Here is a 21,042-nt window from a genome sequence, read left to right as displayed (position 1 = left end):
ATAGCATAGGAAGGGGGCTTCCTTGCCTTTTTTATCATTAAGAATATCTACAAAAGAAGAAGCGCTTCTCTCACAAAAACTTTTATCAATAAAAAAGGCCATCTAAATACTTTTTAGACGGCCTCTTCCTTATAATAGACTTGAAATCATTTCAGCTTACTCAGCAGATTTCATTCCTTCTTCGATCATTCCGTAGAATTGGTCTAGTTTTGGAAGAACTACAATTCTTGTTCTTCTGTTTTTAGCACGACCTTCGGCAGTTTCGTTAGAAGCTACAGGAACATAGTAACTTCTACCAGCGGCAGTCATTCTAGCTGGCTCCACACCAAATTCGTCCTGAAGAATTCTTACTACAGAAGTTGCTCTTTTTACACTAAGATCCCAGTTATCTTCAAACATTGAAGTTTTAATGGCTTTATCATCAGTATGTCCTTCAACCATAAACTCGATGTCCGGCTTGTTTTTAACTACAGTAGCAACTTTACCAAGTACTTCTTTAGCACGGTCGGTTACATTATATCTTCCACTGTCAAATAAAAGTTTATCTGAAATAGAAACGTAAACCACACCTTTCTCAACATTAATTTCAATGTCTTCATCGGCCATGTTACCCAAAGCTCCTTTTAAACTGGTTACTAAAGCAAGAGTTACAGAATCTTTTTTGTTAATGGCATCACGCATTCTGGTAATAGCCATATCCTTTTCTTTAATGCTTTCAAGAGAACGTTCAAGGTTTTCTGCTTCTTTCTTAGAAAGGGTAGCAAGATCACCTACGTTGTTAAGCAATGCCGCATTGGTATTGTTCAGTCTTGAAATTTGTTGGTTAAGGTTTTGTTTATCCTCTAAACACGCGTTTAATTTAATTGTCGCGGTATTTAGTTCATCCTGAGTTTGTCGTTGTTTGTCTTCAAGCTCAGCGTATTTTTTATTAGATACGCAAGAGGAGAACAAAAGGACGGCGGTTGCCGATAAAAGCATAATTCGTTTCATAATCTTGTAATTGTTATTAATGTTAGATGATTCAAAAGTATCAAAAAAATGTAAAGCTGGAAAAGAAGCTATAGCATAAGTTTGAATCCTTTCATTTTAATTTAGAAAATTCTGTTTTGCTCAAACAAAAATAAGACCAAATAATAGATTTTAGCTGAAAATATCCAGGGTTTTTTGGTACTCCTTTTCGTTTTTTATAGATTTTCCGAAAGTTACGGTAAAAAGCTATATGCGCCTGAAGGATAGCGTATAAATGTGAAAATCTTCCGTGAGCTAAAAATTGCATACCGGCAATGCCATCCAGGATCATTCTCGTAATCAAAATACCATACACATTGGGCGCCGGCACGTTTTTTAGTAGCATATATAAGTTGTTCCTAAAATTGAAAAAGGTTTTCCTGGGATTCATACTGTCAAGAGTAGAGCCGCCCACGTGATAAACGCTGGAAATGCCGGAAGATCTTATTTGGTAACCTAAATTGTGAATTCGCCAGCATAAATCTATTTCTTCCTGGTGGGCAAAAAAATCTTCATCGAGTGCGCCGGCCTCCCAGTAAACGGTTTTTCTAATTGCTAAACAGGCACCGCTGGCCCAAAAAATGGCGGCATCGTCGTTATATTGCCCGTGGTCTTCTTCCAAAGTTTCAAAAATTCTCCCACGACAAAACGGATAACCGTATTTATCTATAAACCCACCAGCCGCCCCGGCATATTCAAAAGTGTCTTTTTTATTGAAATCGAGTATTTTAGGTTGAACCGCGGCTGTTTTAGGTTCGTTCTTGAAAATTTCAAGAATTGGTTTTAACCATTTTTCGGTAACTTCTACATCGCTGTTTAAAAGCACAAAAACATCTTCGGTTAAACCGAAAAGCGCATCGTTATAGCCTTTGGCGAAACCACCGTTTTCTGTATTCTGAATAATTTTTACCTGCGGAAAATTTTCTTTTACAAAGCTTACTGAATCATCGGTTGAAGCATTATCGGCCACATAAATATTGGCCTCTTCAGAAAAACTAACTACCGAAGGTAAAAACTGTTGAAGCAAATCGCGCCCATTCCAGTTTAAAATTACTACAGCTGTGCTCATGAATTTTTAGAGGTTTTAGAAGCATAATCAGGAATTTCCGTTAGAAAATCATATTTTTCTTTTTCATAATCCAGTTTACAATAATAATGTTGCAAGCCGTTAGTGAGCATTAAAAAATCGGCTTTTAGGCTGAGGTTATATCTTGCAATCTGGTCAAAAACATCTTGCGTGATTTTTATATGCGGGGCTTTACATTCTACCACGACCTTTATTTTTCCGTTAGGATAAAAAACCACAGCATCATAACGTTTGGTGAGTTTCCCCAGCTTAAGTTGCTTTTCAACATTTATATGGTTTTTCGGGTAATTCTTATCTAAAGTAAGAAATTTGACTACATGTTGCCTAACCCATTCTTCGGGGGTTAAGACTACAAACTTTTTCCGGAGTTCATCAAAAACGGCTATTTTATTTTCACTATTTTTGAACCGAAAATTATACTTTGGAAAATTTAGCGCTAACATAGGCCAAAAGTAAAAAACAAAACCACAGCGCGGCAAGCTTCGGTTTAAATTTAAAAAAATCCTTCAGGTTAATGGAAGAAGCAAAAGAGATTGTGAATAATATTCAAAAGGGCAGTATTTCGCCGCTTTACTTTTTAATGGGCGAAGAACCTTATTATATAGACAGGATCTCAGATTTTATAGCGCAAAATTTACTGGCAGAAGAGGAGAAAGGTTTCAATCAAATTATAATGTATGGCCGGGATACCAGTGTAGATGAAATTATAAGTAATGCCAAGCGTTACCCAATGATGGCCGAAAGACAGGTGATTATTGTAAAAGAAGCCCAGGATCTTTCCCGAAGTATCGAAAACCTGGTAGCTTATGCCGAAAATCCGCAGCCTACCACTACTTTGGTTTTTTGTTACAAATACAAAAGCCTTGATAAACGGAAGAAACTTTCTAAAGTCCTGAAGAAAAACGGGGTTTTGTTTGAAAGTAAGCGACTTTACGAAAACCAGGTGGCCGATTGGATTATGAAAACCCTGAAAGCAAGAAATTATACAATTTCACCCAAGGCAGCACAGATGCTGGTAGAATTTTTAGGAATTGACCTTGGTAAAATTGATAACGAGTTAAATAAACTTCAGCTCATAACTCCGGAAGGAACTCAAATTACTCCCGAACTTATTGAGCGAAATATAGGAATAAGCAAGGATTTCAATAATTTCGAATTGCGAAAAGCCATAGGTATGCGAGATTCCTTAAAGGCACACCGCATTGTAAATTATTTTGCGCAAAACCCGAAAGACAACCCAATGGTAGTTACCATTTCGCTTTTGTTTTCTTATTTCTCACAAATAATGCAATATCATGGCCTCCCCGATAAATCTAAAGCTAATGTTGCCAAACAGCTTAAAGTGCATCCTTATTTTGTAGGCGATTATATAGCCGCTGCTAAAAATTATCCAATGAAGAAAGTTAGCCAGGTTATTGGTCTGCTGCACGAAAGCGATGTAAAAGGAAAAGGCGTTGGGGCGGTGAATGTATCCCACGGCGACTTGCTTAAAGAATTAATGGTTAAGATTTTAAACTAAGAGCATGGTAAAATTTAACTCTTGGATTAGCGCTGCCAGGTTAAGGACCTTACCATTATCGGTTTCGGGAATTATTGTGGGAACTACCATTGCCGTAGCAGAAGGTTTTTTTAGTGTTATTATTTTTAGCCTGGCTCTTGCCACAACTTTAGGCTTACAAATACTCTCAAATTTCGCTAACGATTATGGTGACGGAGTAAAAGGAACAGATAATAAAGATAGGGTAGGGCCGCAACGCGCCATTCAAAGCGGACTCATTAGCCAAAAAGAAATGCTTCAGGGAATCATAATTACTGCGATAGTTACTTTGCTTTTTGCAATTTTACTTATTTACGTAGCCTTCGGAAAGGAAAACTTAGGGTATGCATTATTTTTCTTCCTGTTGGGTGTTGGGGCAATTGCCGCGGCCATTAAATATACTGTAGGGAAATCTGCTTACGGTTATCGGGGGCTGGGCGACGTTTTTGTCTTTATTTTCTTCGGTTTGGTAGCAGTTTATGGCTCCTATTTTCTATATGCACACCAGTGGAATTGGTTAGTGCTGCTTCCGGCATTCAGTATAGGTTTTCTAAGTATGGGCGTTTTAAACCTCAATAATATGCGAGATAGAATTTCAGACAAAATAGCGGGGAAGAATACGCTGGTGGTAAAGTTGGGCGCTAAAAATGCTAAAAACTATCATTATTCGCTTATCCTTGGAGCAATAATTTGCCTGGTAATATTTACAGTGCTTACCCTAGAAAGTGTAAATGACTTTCTTTATATCCCGGCTCTAATTCCCTTGATCCTTCATCTTAAAAGAGTGGTAGAAAATGAAAATGCCACGCTTCTGGATCCCGAATTAAAAATTTTGGCACTTTCTACCTTTGCCACGGCGATACTTTTTGGTTTAGGCCAGATCTGGTAGGAAGTTTAACAAAATTATATATTTAGGCGTTTCTAACTTTTTTCAACGAATCCTTAAATTAGGGCGAACCATAAAATTTTAGTTATGAAAATCACGTATTACGGACAAAGTTGTTTCGGAATTAAAATAGCCAACATTAATGTTTTGGTAGATCCGTTTATCACCGGAAATGATCTCGCAAAAGATAAGATCAATATTAAAGATATTAAGGCCGATTATATTTTACTCACTCACGCACATCAGGATCATACTTTAGATGCTGAAGAAATCGCCAAAAATAGCGGAGCCGTAATTGTAAGTAATTTTGAGATCGCAAATCATTACGAAGAAAAAGGCATTGAAGTTCACCCTATGAATCACGGCGGAAGCTGGGATTTTGAATTCGGAAAAGTAAAATACGTAAATGCGATCCATTCCAGTTCTTTTCCAGATGGTAAATATGGTGGGCAGCCAGGTGGGTTTGTGATAGAAGGCGAACATAAGAACATCTATATTGCCGGCGATACCGCGCTTACTATGGATATGAAATTAATACCGCATCACACCACTTTAGATTTAGCAATTTTACCTATAGGAGACAATTTTACCATGGGAGTAGAAGATGCTATTATAGCCAGTGATTTTGTTGAATGCGATAAAGTTTTAGGTTGCCATTATGATACTTTTGGTTACATTGAAATAGATCACGAAGAAGCTAAAAGAAAGTTTTTTGATGAGGGGAAAGACCTTATGCTTCTTGAAATTGGTGAGAGTCTGGAACTTTAGTTTCAGCCTGGCCAAATAATAAAATATATGCAGGCAGATTATAAAAAGTATATCTTAAATTTTAAACGCCCCAGCGGAACTTCGCGGGGCGTTCTTACTACTAAAGAAACCTGGTTTCTAAAAGTAACCGATGGTAATAAGGTTGGTTATGGCGAATGCGGAATTCTTAGAAGTCTAAGTATAGACGATAGGCCAGATTATGAAGAAAAATTGCAGTTGGTTTGCAACAATATCAATCTGGGCGAAACCATGCTTTGGGAAGAATTAAAAGAATTTCCAAGCATTCAAATTGGGGTAGAAATGGCTTTTAGATCGTTAAAAGCTAAAAATCCTTTCGAAATATTTCCTTCTGAATTCACTGACGGAAAAGCTGCAATACCAATTAATGGATTGATATGGATGGGGGAAAAAGAATATATGAAATCCCAGATTCAGGAGAAAATCGAAGCAGGTTTTGACTGTATTAAAATGAAAATTGGTGCTATAGATTTTGAAACCGAACTGGAGCTTTTAAAGTATATTCGATCTGAATTTTCTTCCGAAGAAATAGAATTGCGCGTAGATGCTAATGGAGCGTTTAAACCTGAAGAAGCTCTGGAAAGGCTGAAACGTTTATCTGAATTTCAATTACACAGTATAGAACAACCCATAAAACAAGGTCAGTGGGAAAACATGGCAAATTTATGTCGGGAGACTCCGTTGCCAATTGCCTTAGATGAAGAATTGATTGGTGTTTTTGATGTAACGAAAAAGCAGGAATTATTACAAACAATCAAACCTCAATATATTATTTTAAAACCGAGTTTGATCGGTGGTTTTAAAGGTACACAAGAGTGGATTGATTTAGCCGAAGAAAACAATATTGGGTGGTGGATTACCAGTGCTTTAGAGAGTAATTTGGGGCTGAATGCAATTTCGCAATTTACCTATACAAAAAACAGTAAAATGCCCCAGGGACTTGGCACAGGAAGTTTATACACCAATAATATTCAAAGCCCTTTAGAGGTAGAAAAAGGAAATATTCAATATAATCCGGCTATAAGCTGGGAATTTAATTTTTAGTAAATGTATATAGCACAAGCGTTCCGATTTCATCATGAATTATGGAGATATATTATTGGAGTAGTTATAATTATGGTTGCGGTAATTATTGCCCAAATTCCGTTTGTAGTAGCTTTGGCTTTAGAAGGCGGATTTGATGCCGCTATGGACGAATCAGGAATGTTAAAAGTCTTCGATTCAAACCTTACCTTGTTTTTTCTATTATTACCTTTTGCCGCAGGGCTTGTTGCCGTGCTTTTTAATGCGAAATTTTTGCATTCACAGCCCTTAAAAACCCTTACAACTACACGAAAGAAGATAGACTGGAGTCGGTTTTTCTTTGCTTTTATTCTGGTCGCAGTTTTTACTATTCTAACCACAATGGGGTATTATTTTGCCTACCCAGAAGATTATCAGTTAAATTTTGAACCTACATCATTTCTTATTTTATTAGGAATTGCTGTTATATTTATTCCTCTGCAAACGAGCTTTGAGGAATATATGTTTCGGGGATATTTAATGCAGGGCATTGGTGTGTTTGCTAAAAATCGCTGGGTTCCATTATTTCTTACTTCCATCATTTTTGGTGGTCTTCATTATTTCAATCCGGAGGTAGCGCAGCTGGGGGATATTATTATGATTCATTACATCGGTACCGGATTTATGCTCGGGATTATGACACTTATGGATGAAGGTCTCGAACTGGCGCTTGGTTTTCATGCTGCTAATAATTTAGTAGCAGCCCTTTTAATAACTGCCGATTGGACTGCCTTCCAAACCGAATCTATTTTTAAAGATGTGTCTGCACCCATTGCAAGCTTTTGGGATGTGGCTATTCCAGTCTTTATAATTTATCCTCTTTTCTTATTTATAATGGCTAAAAAATATGGCTGGAGTAACTGGAAAAATAAACTCTTCGGAAAAGTAGAAAAGCCTGAAACCTTAAAACTTTCAGAAGAAAGTTAAATTTATCATTACAATTTACTAACTTTCAATATAGAGAAATGTAACATATTTGGTTTTAAATATGGCAGATAAGTATAAAGTACCGGAAACCCATCCCGATTTTAGGCTGAATAAACGACATTTCACAAATGCCGAACTTCATTTAGTGGCCTATAGTTACATAAAGGAAGGAGAAGCCTTTGAGGAGAAAGTTGGAAGTTTCCTGTTAGAATGGATCAAGCCTTCGAAATATGTTGAGGTGAAAACTTCGGGTTCTACTGGAAAGCCAAAAGTGATAAGAATCAAAAAGGAGCATATGATCAATTCTGCCATAGCGACCTCTCGTTTCTTTGAATTGCCCGAAAAAACTACCGCTTTATTATGTTTGCCAGCTAATTATATAGCAGGAAAAATGATGCTGGTTCGAGCAATGGTTTTAGGATGGCAATTAGATATGGTTCCTCCTTCTTCCAATCCTTTAGACCAGGTTTTTAAACGTTATGATTTTTGCGCGATGACGCCGTTTCAATTAGATAATTCGGTTGGACGTTTACACCTTATAAAAAAACTAATTGTTGGAGGCGGAGCGGTTTCACCCAGACTTCAGAAGATGGTAAAGGAAGTTGGCACCAAGGTTTATGAAACTTATGGGATGACCGAAACGGTTACACACATTGCGGCAAAAAGATTAAACCCTTCAAAAAATAAGAAAAAATCCCGACCGTTTAAGGTTTTGCCTAATATCAATATTTCGCAGGATGATCGGGGCTGTTTAGTGATAAAAGCGCCTAAACTTTCTGATGAAATTATTACCACTAACGATGTGGTTGAAATTCTTACCTACAAGAAATTTTTATGGAAAGGGAGATTGGATAATGTGATTAATTCGGGTGGAATAAAACTTCATCCTGAACAAATAGAGAGAAAGCTTTCCAAAATTATAGATCAGCGATTATTTGTAACGGCAATGCCAGATGATTCTCTTGGTGAAAAACTGGTGCTCTTTGTTGAAAATGAATTTTCAGAAAATCTTCTTTATAAATTAGATAAAGAGATTAGTGAATTAAGCAGCCTTGAGAAATACGAGCGGCCCAAAAAGATCTATTTTATAGAAAAATTTGAAGAAACCCACACCGGGAAAATCCATCGGGAGAATACCTTTAAAAGTAAAGTAGAATAAAATTCGACTGTAATTAAGTTTGAATATCGAAGAAAATAATTGTTTGTTTATTATTCTAAAAAAAAGTGGCCCTGGTGAAGGCCACTTTGTCTTTTAATGAAAGAATTTATTTTTTATAAGTAGCCTCAATATAAAATTCCAGTTCGTTTATTTTTATTTCATCTAACGCTACCTTTTGCTTTAAATTTTGCCAATCGTTTGTTGGGTAAATTCTTATTTCTTTTTCATCAATAAGAATATCTACGGGCATCATAAAATTCTCAACATCGGTAACCCAACGGGCCTGGATTTTTCCATCGTTTTTTCTGAACTCCAACTTAGGCAAATTGGAATGTCTTAAATATTGATCGAAAATTGGATCGAGGTTAACATTTGTAGCTTCATCAAAGAAATTTTCGGTGGTTTCTGTATCGATAATTTGATGCTTATAGGTTTCGGTATAATCCTTTAAGGTTTTCCACCATAATTCATCGTCATCATAAATACTACGAATGGTATTGAGTAGATTCGCACCTTTAAAATACATATCGCCTGAGCCTTCACTATTTACACCGTAATCTCCAATAATAGTGGCATCATTACTTAGACCACGGCGAGTTCCTTTTAGGTATTCCAAAGCCTCTTCTTTACCCCAACGACACTCGACGTAAACAGCTTCAGAATATGAAGTAAATCCTTCGTGAATCCACATATCGGCGATATCTTTTGCCGTAATGCTATTGCCATACCACTCGTGCCCGGACTCGTGAATTATGATATAATCCCATTTTAAGCCAATTCCGGTACCGGAAAGGTCATTGCCCAGATATCCCATTTTATATTCATTCCCATAGGCTACGGCACTCTGGTGTTCCATTCCCAGGTAGGGAGTTTCAATCAATTTAAAGCCGTCTTCTACAAAAGGATATTCCCCGAATTTGTCGTAGAAACAATCCATCATCGGTTTTACCTCTTTAAACTGCTCTTTAGCTTTTTCAAGGTTGTAAGGCAAAACATAGTAATCCAGGTCAAGATCACCGTAGGAATCAGAGAAATGATCATAATTCGCGATGTTGATCATCACGTTGTAATTATTGATTGGGTTTACTGTTTTCCAGCTCCATTGGGTAAATCCGTTTCCTAAATCTTTTTCGCCTAAGAATTGCCCGTTCGAGACATTCATCAACCCATTTGGAACAGCGATATCCAGCTGAACTTCTTCCGGTTCGTCACTTTGGTGATCTTTATTGGGATACCAAAGACTGGCCCCGGTGCCCTGAACAGCAACGCCAATCCACGGGTCGCCATTTTCATCTTCATCCCAAACAAAACCGCCATCCCAGGGTGCATTTCTTGCTACTATAGGTTTTCCGGAATAATAAAACTGAATTTCTCCTTTCTCATCAGCTTTAACCGATTCATCCAAATCGATAAAAACTGCATTATGTTTGCGACTATAAGCTAAAGTTTCACCATTTTGAAGGATAGAATCTACTTTCATATTTTCAAAAAGGTCTATTTGAATTGTAGAAAGGTTTTCTTCAGCAATAAAACTAATGGTATTTGAGCCGGAAATAAATTGTTTTTCAGGTTCCACTTTAAGTTTTAAATGATACTTCTGAACATCAAAAGCGCGCTCCTGTCTTAGCGATCCTCTAAGCGAATCGGCTTCGGTATACTTACCTTCTTTGTTGCTTAAAACCTGGGCACAGGAAATGTTAGAAGCTGAAATAAAAACAGCAAGAATTAAAATTATTTTTTTCATATTTATTTTAAAATTACGTTTGAATCACTCCTAAATTAAAATCTTTTTCAATAGGCGCGTGGTTGGCGGCTTCAATTCCCATAGAGATCCATTCCCTGGTGTCTAAAGGGTCTATCACGGCATCGGTCCATAAACGGGCTGCAGCATAGTAAGGCGAAGTTTGCTCATCGTAGCGTGCTTTAATAGCTTCAAAAACTTCTTTTTCTTTTTCTTCGTCAACTTTTTCGCCTTTTTTCTCCATCGAGGCCGTTTCAATTTGAGCTAAAACCTTGGCAGCTTGGGTTCCTCCCATTACCGCAAGTTCGGCACTTGGCCAGGCTGCGATAAGTCTTGGATCGTAAGCTTTTCCGCACATTGCGTAATTTCCGGCACCATAGGAATTCCCCATAATAATGGTGAATTTTGGTACTACCGAATTACTTACCGCACTTACCATCTTAGCACCATCTTTTATAATGCCGCCGTGTTCGCTTTTGCTGCCCACCATAAAACCGGTGACATCCTGAAGAAAAACCAACGGGATTTTTTTCTGATTACAGTTTGCGATAAAGCGGGTAGCTTTATCGGCCGAATCAGAATAGATTACCCCACCAAATTGCATTTCGCCTTTTTTGGTCTTTACGATTTTTCGTTGATTGGTGACAATTCCTACCGCCCAGCCATCAATTCTTGCATAGCCGGTGATAATGGTCTGCCCGTATCCTTCTTTGTATTCTTCAAATTCAGAATTATCTACCAGGCGGGAAATAATTTCTCGAACATCATATTGGTCGCTACGTTTTTTAGGTAGAATTCCGTAGATATCTTCTGGATTTTCTTTAGGTTTTACAGCTTTTTTATGACTAAATCCGGCTTTATCGAAATCGCCCATTTTATCCATAATATTCTGGATTTTGGTAAGCGCGTCTTTATCGTCTTTCGCTTTATAATCGGTCACCCCGCTGATTTCGCTATGTGTAGTAGCACCTCCCAGGGTTTCATTATCCACAGATTCGCCAATAGCGGCTTTTACAAGGTAACTTCCGGCAAGGAAGATACTCCCGGTTTTTTCTACGATAAGTGCTTCATCACTCATAATAGGAAGATAGGCACCACCGGCGACACAGCTACCCATTACTGCTGCAATTTGAGTAATTCCCATACTGCTCATCACCGCATTATTTCTGAAAATCCTTCCGAAGTGTTCTTTATCGGGAAATATTTCATCCTGCATTGGTAAATACACCCCGGCGCTGTCTACTAAATAAATTATTGGAAGTCGGTTTTCAATAGCTATTTCCTGAGCGCGAAGATTTTTCTTTCCGGTAATAGGAAACCAGGCACCTGCTTTTACGGTAGCATCATTGGCTACAACAATACACTGTTTACCGGACACATAACCCATTTTAACAACAACGCCACCTGAAGGGCAGCCTCCGTGCTCTTCGTACATTCCTTCGCCGGCAAAAGCACCGATTTCAATGGAATTTGATTTATCATCTAACAGGAAATCTATACGCTCGCGGGCAGTCATTTTTCCTTTGGCGTGATGTTTTGCAATGCGTTTTTCACCACCACCAAGTTTTACACGTTTAAGTTTATGGTTTAATGAAGAGACCAAAAGTTTATTATGGTCTTCATTTTTATTGAATTTTATATTCATATATTATGATTTATTAAGTCCTGAAATTAGAAATATCACTTAAATAGGTAGAATTTTTATCGAAATTTCAGGAAATTTTAAATTTAAAGCTGTCTTTTGGCTAAAATACAAAATAGAGTGAATTCTACTTATGGTTTGGGAATGTAAAATACCCGATATTTGTTTAAAACTCTAAATATGGGAATGAATAAAAATACCATTTTTGCCTGGGCATCTTTTGCTTTGTTTATAATTGGCGCCGCTATTATTTTATTGGGTGTTCTTAAATATCGGGAATACGCCATTGGCTTTTCGGTAGTTGGAATTGGTTTTTTTGCAGTTTCCTGGGCATTCAATGCGCTTAAAGGGAGGCTTTAAAATGAAGTAGTATGTCAGATTCAAAACAAAAAGAACAATTAGTAAAACATTTAAAAGGTGGCGAGGCTTTTATGCCCTTAGAGGATTTTATAGATATAATTTCTTTTGAAAAATTAGGGGAACGGCCGCATAATCTGCCGTATTCCTTTTATGAACTTTTTTATCATATTGTTTATGCCCAAAAAGATATTTTAGAATTTTCTGCTTCCCAAGATTATAAAAGATCTAAATGGCCGGATGATTACTGGCCGAATGAGCAGGCTCCTAGAACAGTGGAAGCCTGGGAAAAATTGAAGAAGGATTATTTTCAAGATCGGGAGCGTTTAAAGGATTTCATTTTAGATGCTGAAAACGATTTAAATCAACAGGTTAAAAATTCTGAAAATCAAACTTTGCTCCGCGAAATTCTATTGGTAATAGAACATACTGCTTATCACACGGGGCAAATGATAATCATCTTGCGCTTACTTGGGCTTTATAAATAATTGGCTCTAATTCTGACTTTATTTTCAGATATTTGCAATCTTAAAAAAGCATAAAAATTCAATATATGGCAGACGATAAAAAAGTGATTTTTTCAATGTCTGGGGTGACCAAGACTTTTAAAAATGCGAATACCCCGGTTTTGAAAAATATATACCTTAGTTTTTTCTACGGTGCAAAAATCGGGATCCTCGGTTTAAATGGTTCAGGTAAATCTACTTTACTTAGAATTATTGCCGGCGAAGATAAAAACTACCAGGGAGATGTGGTTTTCTCCCCGGGTTATACCATTGGATACCTTGAACAGGAACCAAAGGTAGATGAAGATAAAACCGTTCTTGAAGTGGTAAAAGAAGGAGTTGCTGAAACAGTGGCTATTCTTGACGAATACAATAAAATAAACGACCAGTTTGGGTTGCCCGAAGTTTATGAAGATGCCGATAAGATGCAAAAGCTTATGGATAAGCAAGCTGCACTTCAGGATAAAATAGATGCCTCTAATGCCTGGGAACTTGATACCAAACTGGAAATCGCGATGGATGCTTTACGAACTCCTGATGCCGATAAAAAGATTTCGGTACTTTCAGGAGGGGAAAGAAGAAGAGTGGCGCTTTGTCGCTTGTTGCTTCAGGAACCGGATATTTTGCTTTTAGATGAGCCCACCAACCACCTTGATGCCGAATCGGTACATTGGTTAGAACATCATTTGGCGCAGTATAAAGGAACGGTGATCGCGGTAACGCACGACCGTTATTTCCTTGATAATGTTGCCGGCTGGATTTTAGAACTGGACAGGGGAGAAGGTATCCCGTGGAAAGGAAACTATTCTTCCTGGTTAGACCAGAAGTCTAAACGTATGGCACAGGAACAAAAACAAGCCAGTAAGAGACAAAAGACATTAGAACGAGAACTGGAATGGTCTAAAATGAATCCGAAAGGACGACAGGCCAAACAGAAAGCACGTTTAAATAATTATGATAAGTTGCTGAGCCAGGATCAAAAGAAGATGGACGAGCAACTGGAAATCTATATTCCAAACGGGCCAAGACTTGGTACCAATGTAATTGAAGCCAATGGTGTTAGTAAAGCTTTTGATGATAAACTGCTTTATGAAGACTTGAATTTTAAACTTCCGCAAGCAGGAATTGTTGGGGTTATTGGGCCAAACGGTGCAGGTAAAACCACCATCTTTAAAATGATTATGGGTGAAGAACAACCCGATAAAGGAAGTTTTGAGGTTGGGGAAACTGCAAAGATCGCTTATGTAGATCAGGCGCATTCTAATATTAATCCTGAAAAAACCATCTGGCAGAACTTTAGCGACGAGCAGGAATTGATTATGATGGGTGGTCGCCAGGTAAATTCAAGAGCTTATTTAAGCAGATTTAACTTTAGTGGAAGCGAGCAAAACAAGAAAGTGAATGTGCTTTCGGGTGGTGAAAGAAACCGACTTCATTTAGCGATGACCTTAAAGGAAGAAGGAAACGTGTTGCTGCTTGATGAGCCTACCAACGATTTGGATGTAAACACTCTTAGAGCGCTAGAAGAAGGTTTGGAAAATTTTGCAGGTTGTGCTGTAGTTATTTCCCACGACCGTTGGTTCCTGGATAGAATTTGTACACATATTCTTGCTTTTGAGGGAGATTCTCAAGTGTATTTCTTTGAAGGAAGTTTTTCAGATTATGAAGAAAATAAGAAAAAGCGTTTGGGTGGAGATATTATGCCGAAACGTATTAAGTATAAGAAGTTAGTGAGATAGTTTTATTAATCGTACATAAGGAAACGTCATTCTGAATTTATTTCAGAATCTAAGATGATTAATTTTCATTAAAGTTAGAACCTGAGACAAGTTCAGGTTGACCTAAATCAAAACCTCACGGATTAAATCTGTGAGGTTTTTGCTTTTTACTAATTAATCTTTCTGAGGTTTCTTTTCCTTCTTGGGTGGCATTGGGCCCCGAAGGTGAATTACGAGTCCGTTAAGGAAATTCCGAAGAAATTGATCCCCACATTCTACATATTTAGGGTGATCTTCTGCCCTGAAAATAGCACCAATTTCACTTTTGGTAACTTTAAAATCTACCAATGCGCAAATCTTTACAATATCGTCGTCCCGCAATTTGTGGGCGACCCTTAATTTTTTGAAAATATCGTTGTTTGTTAATCCCATAACGCAAATTTAGGTTTTTCCTGAGTTTTGCTTTTAACTTTTCAGTTTTAATTGTTTTTCAATAGCGTATATTTTTTGGATATCGGCTTCATTGGTTATCGCCGATTTAGCATCAGCAATGAGGTTTTTAGCTTCAATATCTAATACTTTATTATATTCTTCTTTAACCGATTTTTGAGATTTCAGGTAATGAAATAACATTCCCAGTTTCTGAACAATGATAATATCGTGCTTGCAGTAAGCGCGAATAGGAGCTAAAACCTGGTACAAAAGTTCTTCAAAATCTATACTTCGCATTTTAATTAGAACCTTATCATCAATTTTTAAAAATTGCTTGTCCTGCTTTTGCATTCTTAAAGCAAAGAGTTCGGTTAAATAATCGAGCGCATTTAAGGCGGTTCCGGGATCGTTAATTCCGGGAGACATTGCTTTTACAATAATTTCGGTAATTTGTTTAAAAGCCAATACATAGTTGGTGGCAACCAACTCACCGCGGTCAAGACTAAAATTGACAAGTACTTTTTTTACAGTTTCTTCGTCTAATTTTTCTTTTGATTTAAAAAGTGGAATTCCTTTTAAAATAAAAATTCCTTTTACCGGTAAGATTTCCATTTGGGTTTCTTTTTCTTTACAGATATCCAAAAGATTATCTGCTGATAAATTCTGAAAATAGCCGCTTTTATCTGAATGATATTCATGCCACTCTTTCGTATCGGGAAAATCCTGCTCTTCATTTTCCTCATTTTTCAATAGAAAGGTTAAACGTGCTTTTGACTCGCGGAAAATGCGATCCAAAATATTATTAATTTGAATGCTCTGAGAAATATTATGAATAAAATAAATGAAAGCTCCAATACAAATTACTGTGGAAATAATTCCTAGTAGGACTGAAAAACCTGGTGTCTGATAAGATTCGCCATCGGGCTGGATAGAAACCGCCACAAAAATGCAGTATATGATCGTTGCTAAATAAGTCCCCAATATAACCTGGTGATTTTTATCAGAAATAAGCCCGGGCAGCAATCTTGGGGAATAATTACTGGCAGCCTGATTTAGTAGAACCATCACCATAGAAAAACTAAAAACCATCATAGAGATTAGTCCGGTAATGCAAACAGTTAAGATGCTGAGGGCGGTATCACCATTGTTTACTACCAGCATAGGGATATGAGCTAAGAGATATCTGGAAACACCCTGATTTTCGATATAAATAAGTAAAAAAGCTATTAGAAAGCCGAAAAAGGCAAAAACACTAGGGTAAAAGGCAATCTTACTTTGCAGGTTGGATATGAGAATGTAAATACGATTGAAAAAGTACTTCATTTAATTTTATTGGAAAGTTACTCAAATCTGTTTAAAAATAAGCTTCTTAAAAATAATTGACAAAATGGCGGTATAAATATGAATAAAAATGCCAAAAAGGCATAAATTCCTAATTGGAATTTAAATTGATAATATCTTTTCAGAAAACAATAAAGTATAACCTTAAAAAATAAAAGTTATGAGTTTAATTAAAAGAAATGAGGCCAATTGGCTGCCTTCGGTTTTCGACGATATGTTTAAAACCGATTGGTTAGGAGGAACTACAAATGTAAATAGCATTGGAACCAGTATTCCAGCGGTAAATATTCAGGAAACTGAGGATGATTTTAGTGTAGAAGTTGCCGCTCCCGGAATGGCTAAAGAAATGTTTAATATCGAGCTGGATAATGATGTGCTAACCATTTCTTCTGAAGATAAAAAGGAAAAAGAAACTACAGAAAATAACGGAAGATTTACCAGGAAAGAATTTAGCTATAGCAATTTTAAAAGAGCTTTTAGTTTGCCTGATTCGGTAAATAGCGAAAAAATTTCTGCTTCTTATAAGGATGGTGTACTTGTTATAGACCTTCCAAAGCGGGAAGAGGCTAAAGTACAGGCCAAACGAATGATTGAAATCTCATAAGTGGAGTATTTAGTTTAATTAGTTGAAAGCGTCTCTAATAGGGACGCTTTTTTATTTGGAATCGCTGCAGAAAGGAAGTAAAATTATAATTCCGAAGCGTTTATATACGTAATTGGATTTTTATGCGTTAAAAAGAAACAGGGAACTCTATGATTATTTTAGATTATTGATATATTTACCCGCGAAGAACAGACCTACTAAATCTATTTTTATGAACAGATATTTTCTACTGATTTTTATAAGCATTTTCTGCGTGTCTTTCACTCAGGCCCAGGAATACAGTTTCGGAGTAAAAGGAGGAGCTAATTACGCCACAACAGCAGGTACAATTACGGGGGAAAGTTCAGGAGCCGGTTTCTTTGATGGAACTGTAGAGGCCGAATCTAAAATTGGTTTTCATGCCGGTGTATTTTTTGAGCTCCGTTTCGGGAAATTCTTTGTACGTCCAGAAGTAATGTATAATTCTATCGAAACAGAGTTTGCATTTCCATCGCAACCTTCAATTTATGCAGTAGAAAAATTGAGCATTCCATTACTTTTTGGATACAACGTTTGGGGACCTATAGATGTTTATGCCGGACCTGCTTACCAAAACATTCTTAATGCCAGTCTCGAGGGAACAGAACCGGAAACAAAGACCATCGTAGTTCAAAATACTCCTTTGGCTGCTCAGGCCGGGATAAAAGCGAGCTTAGGTAGATTTGAGCTGGGAATAAGATATGATCGCTCTCTAGCTTCTGAAGAAGCTGATTCTTCTTTGGATATTAACAATGGACAATACGGTATTAACAGAGCTCCTTACAATGATCTAAGACTTCACCAGGTTTTAGTCAGTCTTAGCTTCAAAATTGGTGATAGTGAATCTAATACCGGGCGTAGAAGGGGTGGCGGTTGTTATTTTTAATTGAAAACCTATAAAATTATAGAGAGCCTTAATTGTTAAATTTTCAATTAGGGCTTTTTTTATGAGTAATTTCATAATATAAACGACTTAAAATCATTAAATTGATAGGTATAATTGTTTGGTTAAATTTTTTGAAATGAAAGACCTTTATTCCATAAAGCCTAAAAAACGCAAACGTCTTATCTTATTACTGAGTGCTTTTTTTGTGCTATTATTAATTACAGAATTTATTGAGAAAAGAAGTTTAAAAAGTATAGATCAGGATTTTTCTTCTCTTTATCAGGATCGCCTACTGCCTGCTTCCCAAATGTATGAGCTCTCTGAGTTATTACACGAAAAAAGGATGTTGTTTGAAAATATTAAAGATAATGGTGAGTTAAATTCATCATTCAATTTAAAAGAAATTAAGGCCTATAATTCTCAGATTGATCAAATAATACAAGATTATGGTCAGACTTATTTAGTAGCACGGGAAGAGATTTATTTTATAGATTTTAAAAAGCATTATGAAGAGTACCTGGTTTTAGAAAACACTATTCTTGAGAATTTAAAAGAGAAAGATTTTAGTACTGCTATCTTCCTTATCAATAAAAATGCTAACGATTATTTTAAAATCTTAAATCTCGATTTGCACAACATTGCCAGTATCCAACCGGAAGTTGGAGAACAATTAATGGCACATTATAAATCCAGTTCAGGGATTACTTCTTTACTCTACTATTTCAAAATAGCGCTTACCATTTTAATAGGCATCTTTGTACTGCGCCTCCTTGGTTTAGAGCAGTTATTACGCCATCCGAAACAACAATTTGAACTGAATTAATCTGTTATTTTGATGTTTTTTTTATAAAAAATAAACCCCATAATTTGATGATTATGGGGTTGAATTAATTTTCCTTGGATAACATTTTGAAATTAAGCGATATCAAAACGATCCAGGTTCATTACTTTATCCCAGGCTTTTACAAAGTCTTTTACAAATTTTTCCTGAGAATCATCACAACCATAAACTTCTGCTAAAGCTCGAAGTTCTGAGTTCGATCCAAAAATAAGGTCTACTCGTGTTCCGGTCCATTTAACTTCATTTGTAGTGCGATCACTGCCCTCAAATTCGGTTTGAGAATCTGAAGTTGCTTTCCACGTGGTGCGCATATCCAGAATATTCTTGAAATAGTCATTGGTTAACTGTCCTGGACGATCTGTGAACACACCGTGTTTTGAACCGTCAAAGTTTGTGTTAAGTACACGCATACCTCCAACTAATACCGTCATTTCCGGTGGTGTTAAGCTTAATAACTGAGCTTTATCTACCAGCATTTCTTCGGCTGAAGCAGAAATCTTATCCCTGTTTCTAGCGTAATTGCGGAAACCATCAGCATTTGGTTCTAGCGGTTCAAATGCCTCTACGTCCGTTTGTTCAGCTGTGGCATCAGTACGACCCGGAGTAAATGGAACACCAATATCAAAACCTGCATCTGCAGCAGCTTTCTTAATAGCTACGCAACCTCCTAGAACGATAAGATCTGCAAGGGAAACTTTTTTATTTCCCGACTGTGCATTATGAAATTCATTCTGAATGCTTTCCAGTTTTGTTATTACTTGCTGCAATTGAGGCGGATTGTTAACCTCCCAGTGTCTTTGTGGTTCAAGTCGAATACGTGCGCCGTTAGCCCCACCACGTTTATCGGAATTTCTAAAAGTAGAAGCCGATCCCCATGCAGTCGATACCAACTGTGAAACTGTTAATCCTGAATCAAGGATTTTTTTCTTAAGTTCAGCCACGTCTTTATCGTTGACTAATTCGTGATCTACTTTTGGTATCGGATCTTGCCAAATAAGTTCTTCTGAGGGAACTTCAGGGCCCAAATAGCGGGAAAGTGGTCCCATATCACGGTGCGTTAATTTATACCAGGCTTTTGAGAAAGCCTCAGCAAACTCCTCTGGATTTTCGTGAAAATGTTTAGATACCTTCAAATACTCCGGATCTTCTTTTAAGGCAAGATCGGTAGTAAGCATAAAAGGAGCGTGTTTCTTATCAGGGTCGTGAGCGTCGGGAACAGTTCCTGCACCAGCTCCATCTTTAGGCTTCCATTGAAAAGCTCCTCCTGGACCTTTATGACATTCCCAGTCAAAACCGAATAAGTTGTCAAAAAAACTATTGCTCCACTTTGTAGGTGTTTGAGTCCAGGCTCCTTCAATTCCACTGGTTATTGTATTTTCTGCATTTCCTTTTCCTAAGCTGTTTTTCCAACCAAGTCCCATTTCTTCAATAGAACTGCCTGCAGGTTCTGCACCTACATATTGCTCGGCGTCTCCGGCACCGTGGGTTTTTCCAAAAGTATGGCCACCGGCGATAAGTGCAACCGTTTCATAATCGTTCATTGCCATTCGGCCAAAAGTTTCACGAATATCCTTGGCTGCTGCAACAGGATCTGGATTACCGTTGGGGCCTTCCGGGTTTACGTAAATAAGTCCCATATGGGATGCTCCTAACGGACTTTCCAATTCGTTATCTTCAGAATATCTTTCTTTGTTTCCCAGCCATTCGCCTTCAGATCCCCAGTAGATATCCTCTTCCGGTTCCCAGATGTCTTCACGGCCACCGCCAAATCCAAAGGTTTCTAATCCCATAGATTCCAGTGCGCAATTTCCGGTAAGGATCATGAGATCTGCCCAGGAAATTTTTCTGCCATATTTTTGTTTAATTGGCCAAAGTAAGAGTCTTGCCTTATCCAGGTTGGCGTTGTCTGGCCAACTGTTTAATGGTGCAAATCTTTGTGAACCTGAGCTGGCACCGCCACGCCCATCGCCAATACGATAGGTTCCTGCACTGTGCCAGGCCATACGTATAAAGAATGGCCCGTAATGCCCATAATCGGCCGGCCACCATTCTTGCGAATCTTCCATAAGCTCAAAAATATCTTTTTTTACAGCTTTGAGATCGAGGCTTTTAAATTCTTTGGCGTAATTAAAATCTTTATCCATAGGGGTGGACAAATTTGAGTGTTGCCTTAAAATGGATAAGTTTAATTGGTTAGGCCACCAGTCGCGGTTTGAGGTTCCGCTCCCGGCAGTTTTATCAAGTGCTCCACCCATAAAAGGACAGCGGCTAGATTCGTTTACGTCCCATACCTTGTGGTTATCTGGGTTGTTTGATTGATTGTTTTTTTCCATTGTAGGAGAGTTTTAGAGATTAATACAATAAATTTACTATAATTATTTCTTATGAAAATTTATTCTCCATATTAAATAACTATAGTGGTTAGGTAGAAACTATAATATAATAAAAATGTTGAACCTAAATACCTCTGGTAATTCTTATAATTTATGGGAAATAAGTCTGGA

General features: G+C 37.3%; 20 protein-coding genes. 12 read left to right on the top strand and 8 right to left on the bottom strand.

Annotation, left to right across the window (positions count from 1 at the left end):
* Positions 1-156: 156 nt before the first annotated feature.
* The 3 genes from LB465_RS08630 to LB465_RS08620 form a co-directional block, all read right to left on the bottom strand.
* A complete protein-coding gene (locus LB465_RS08630) occupies positions 157-990 on the bottom strand; it encodes an OmpA/MotB family protein (RefSeq protein WP_224469326.1) in 834 nt (277 codons plus the stop codon).
* Positions 991-1,081: 91 nt separating this feature from the next.
* Positions 1,082-2,077 carry a glycosyltransferase family 2 protein gene (locus LB465_RS08625; RefSeq protein ID WP_224469323.1) on the bottom strand — a complete coding sequence of 332 codons (996 nt, stop codon included), beginning with the start codon at positions 2,075-2,077 and terminating at the stop codon, positions 1,082-1,084.
* Entirely contained in the window at positions 2,074-2,538 is a 465-nt protein-coding gene (locus LB465_RS08620) for a type I restriction enzyme HsdR N-terminal domain-containing protein (protein WP_224469320.1), read from the bottom strand. The genes LB465_RS08625 and LB465_RS08620 overlap by 4 nt, the downstream gene beginning before the upstream one ends.
* A gap of 71 nt (positions 2,539-2,609) precedes the next feature.
* Here LB465_RS08620 and holA point away from each other — a divergent pair, with 71 nt between their 5' ends.
* From holA to LB465_RS08590, 6 genes are all read left to right on the top strand, one after another.
* Positions 2,610-3,614 (top strand): DNA polymerase III subunit delta, encoded by a 1,005-nt coding sequence (gene holA, locus LB465_RS08615; protein WP_224469318.1) that lies wholly within the window; start codon positions 2,610-2,612, stop codon positions 3,612-3,614.
* Positions 3,615-3,618: 4 nt separating this feature from the next.
* Entirely contained in the window at positions 3,619-4,521 is a 903-nt protein-coding gene (menA, locus tag LB465_RS08610; RefSeq protein WP_224469315.1) for a 1,4-dihydroxy-2-naphthoate octaprenyltransferase, read from the top strand.
* A gap of 84 nt (positions 4,522-4,605) precedes the next feature.
* Entirely contained in the window at positions 4,606-5,286 is a 681-nt protein-coding gene (locus tag LB465_RS08605; RefSeq protein ID WP_224469313.1) for a metal-dependent hydrolase, read from the top strand.
* Between the two features lie 27 nt (positions 5,287-5,313).
* On the top strand, positions 5,314-6,348 hold the full coding sequence (locus tag LB465_RS08600; RefSeq protein ID WP_224469311.1) for an o-succinylbenzoate synthase: 1,035 nt from the start codon (positions 5,314-5,316) through the stop codon (positions 6,346-6,348).
* A gap of 3 nt (positions 6,349-6,351) precedes the next feature.
* Complete coding sequence (locus tag LB465_RS08595) at positions 6,352-7,293, top strand: CPBP family intramembrane glutamic endopeptidase (RefSeq protein WP_224469309.1); 942 nt, start codon at positions 6,352-6,354, stop codon at positions 7,291-7,293.
* Between the two features lie 61 nt (positions 7,294-7,354).
* Positions 7,355-8,452, top strand: a complete 1,098-nt coding sequence (locus LB465_RS08590; RefSeq protein ID WP_224469306.1) for an AMP-binding protein — start codon at positions 7,355-7,357, stop codon at positions 8,450-8,452.
* 106 nt (positions 8,453-8,558) lie between these two features.
* Here the strand turns inward: LB465_RS08590 and LB465_RS08585 are convergent, their stop codons facing one another.
* The gene (locus LB465_RS08585) at positions 8,559-10,196 is read right to left on the bottom strand and encodes a M1 family metallopeptidase (RefSeq protein ID WP_224469303.1); all 1,638 of its coding nucleotides are present in this window, start codon (positions 10,194-10,196) and stop codon (positions 8,559-8,561) included.
* A gap of 13 nt (positions 10,197-10,209) precedes the next feature.
* Positions 10,210-11,838 (bottom strand): acyl-CoA carboxylase subunit beta, encoded by a 1,629-nt coding sequence (locus tag LB465_RS08580; RefSeq protein WP_224469300.1) that lies wholly within the window; start codon positions 11,836-11,838, stop codon positions 10,210-10,212.
* A gap of 177 nt (positions 11,839-12,015) precedes the next feature.
* Between LB465_RS08580 and LB465_RS08575 the strand changes: the two genes are divergently transcribed.
* The 3 genes from LB465_RS08575 to ettA all read left to right on the top strand — a co-directional run bounded on the left by LB465_RS08575 (position 12,016) and on the right by ettA (position 14,437).
* Complete coding sequence (locus LB465_RS08575; RefSeq protein WP_224469298.1) at positions 12,016-12,195, top strand: CAL67264 family membrane protein; 180 nt, start codon at positions 12,016-12,018, stop codon at positions 12,193-12,195.
* 11 nt (positions 12,196-12,206) lie between these two features.
* Complete coding sequence (locus LB465_RS08570) at positions 12,207-12,680, top strand: DinB family protein (RefSeq protein WP_224469296.1); 474 nt, start codon at positions 12,207-12,209, stop codon at positions 12,678-12,680.
* A gap of 65 nt (positions 12,681-12,745) precedes the next feature.
* Positions 12,746-14,437 (top strand): energy-dependent translational throttle protein EttA, encoded by a 1,692-nt coding sequence (gene ettA / locus LB465_RS08565; RefSeq protein ID WP_224469294.1) that lies wholly within the window; start codon positions 12,746-12,748, stop codon positions 14,435-14,437.
* A 153-nt stretch (positions 14,438-14,590) separates the two neighbouring features.
* Here the strand turns inward: ettA and LB465_RS08560 are convergent, their stop codons facing one another.
* Both LB465_RS08560 and LB465_RS08555 read right to left on the bottom strand, forming a co-directional pair.
* Positions 14,591-14,848, bottom strand: coding sequence for a DUF1456 family protein (locus tag LB465_RS08560; RefSeq protein WP_224469292.1), 258 nt, complete (start codon positions 14,846-14,848; stop codon positions 14,591-14,593).
* 33 nt (positions 14,849-14,881) lie between these two features.
* The gene (locus LB465_RS08555; RefSeq protein WP_224469290.1) at positions 14,882-16,171 is read right to left on the bottom strand and encodes a DUF2254 domain-containing protein; all 1,290 of its coding nucleotides are present in this window, start codon (positions 16,169-16,171) and stop codon (positions 14,882-14,884) included.
* A gap of 178 nt (positions 16,172-16,349) precedes the next feature.
* Here LB465_RS08555 and LB465_RS08550 point away from each other — a divergent pair, with 178 nt between their 5' ends.
* From LB465_RS08550 to LB465_RS08540, 3 genes are all read left to right on the top strand, one after another.
* Entirely contained in the window at positions 16,350-16,793 is a 444-nt protein-coding gene (locus LB465_RS08550; protein WP_224469287.1) for an Hsp20/alpha crystallin family protein, read from the top strand.
* Between the two features lie 211 nt (positions 16,794-17,004).
* Complete coding sequence (locus LB465_RS08545; protein WP_224469285.1) at positions 17,005-17,697, top strand: outer membrane beta-barrel protein; 693 nt, start codon at positions 17,005-17,007, stop codon at positions 17,695-17,697.
* Positions 17,698-17,833: 136 nt separating this feature from the next.
* Positions 17,834-18,520 carry an MCP four helix bundle domain-containing protein gene (locus LB465_RS08540; protein ID WP_224469283.1) on the top strand — a complete coding sequence of 229 codons (687 nt, stop codon included), beginning with the start codon at positions 17,834-17,836 and terminating at the stop codon, positions 18,518-18,520.
* A 92-nt stretch (positions 18,521-18,612) separates the two neighbouring features.
* On the opposite strand, the gene katG is transcribed toward LB465_RS08540, so the two are convergent.
* Complete coding sequence (gene katG, locus LB465_RS08535) at positions 18,613-20,871, bottom strand: catalase/peroxidase HPI (RefSeq protein ID WP_224469280.1); 2,259 nt, start codon at positions 20,869-20,871, stop codon at positions 18,613-18,615.
* Positions 20,872-21,042 lie beyond the last annotated feature (171 nt).

It is taken from the genome of Salegentibacter lacus, from assembly GCF_020164555.1.
Lineage (GTDB): Bacteria > Bacteroidota > Bacteroidia > Flavobacteriales > Flavobacteriaceae > Salegentibacter > Salegentibacter lacus.
The sequence above is the reverse complement of the archived record's forward strand: the minus strand, read 5'-3'. Positions and strand labels throughout refer to the sequence as shown.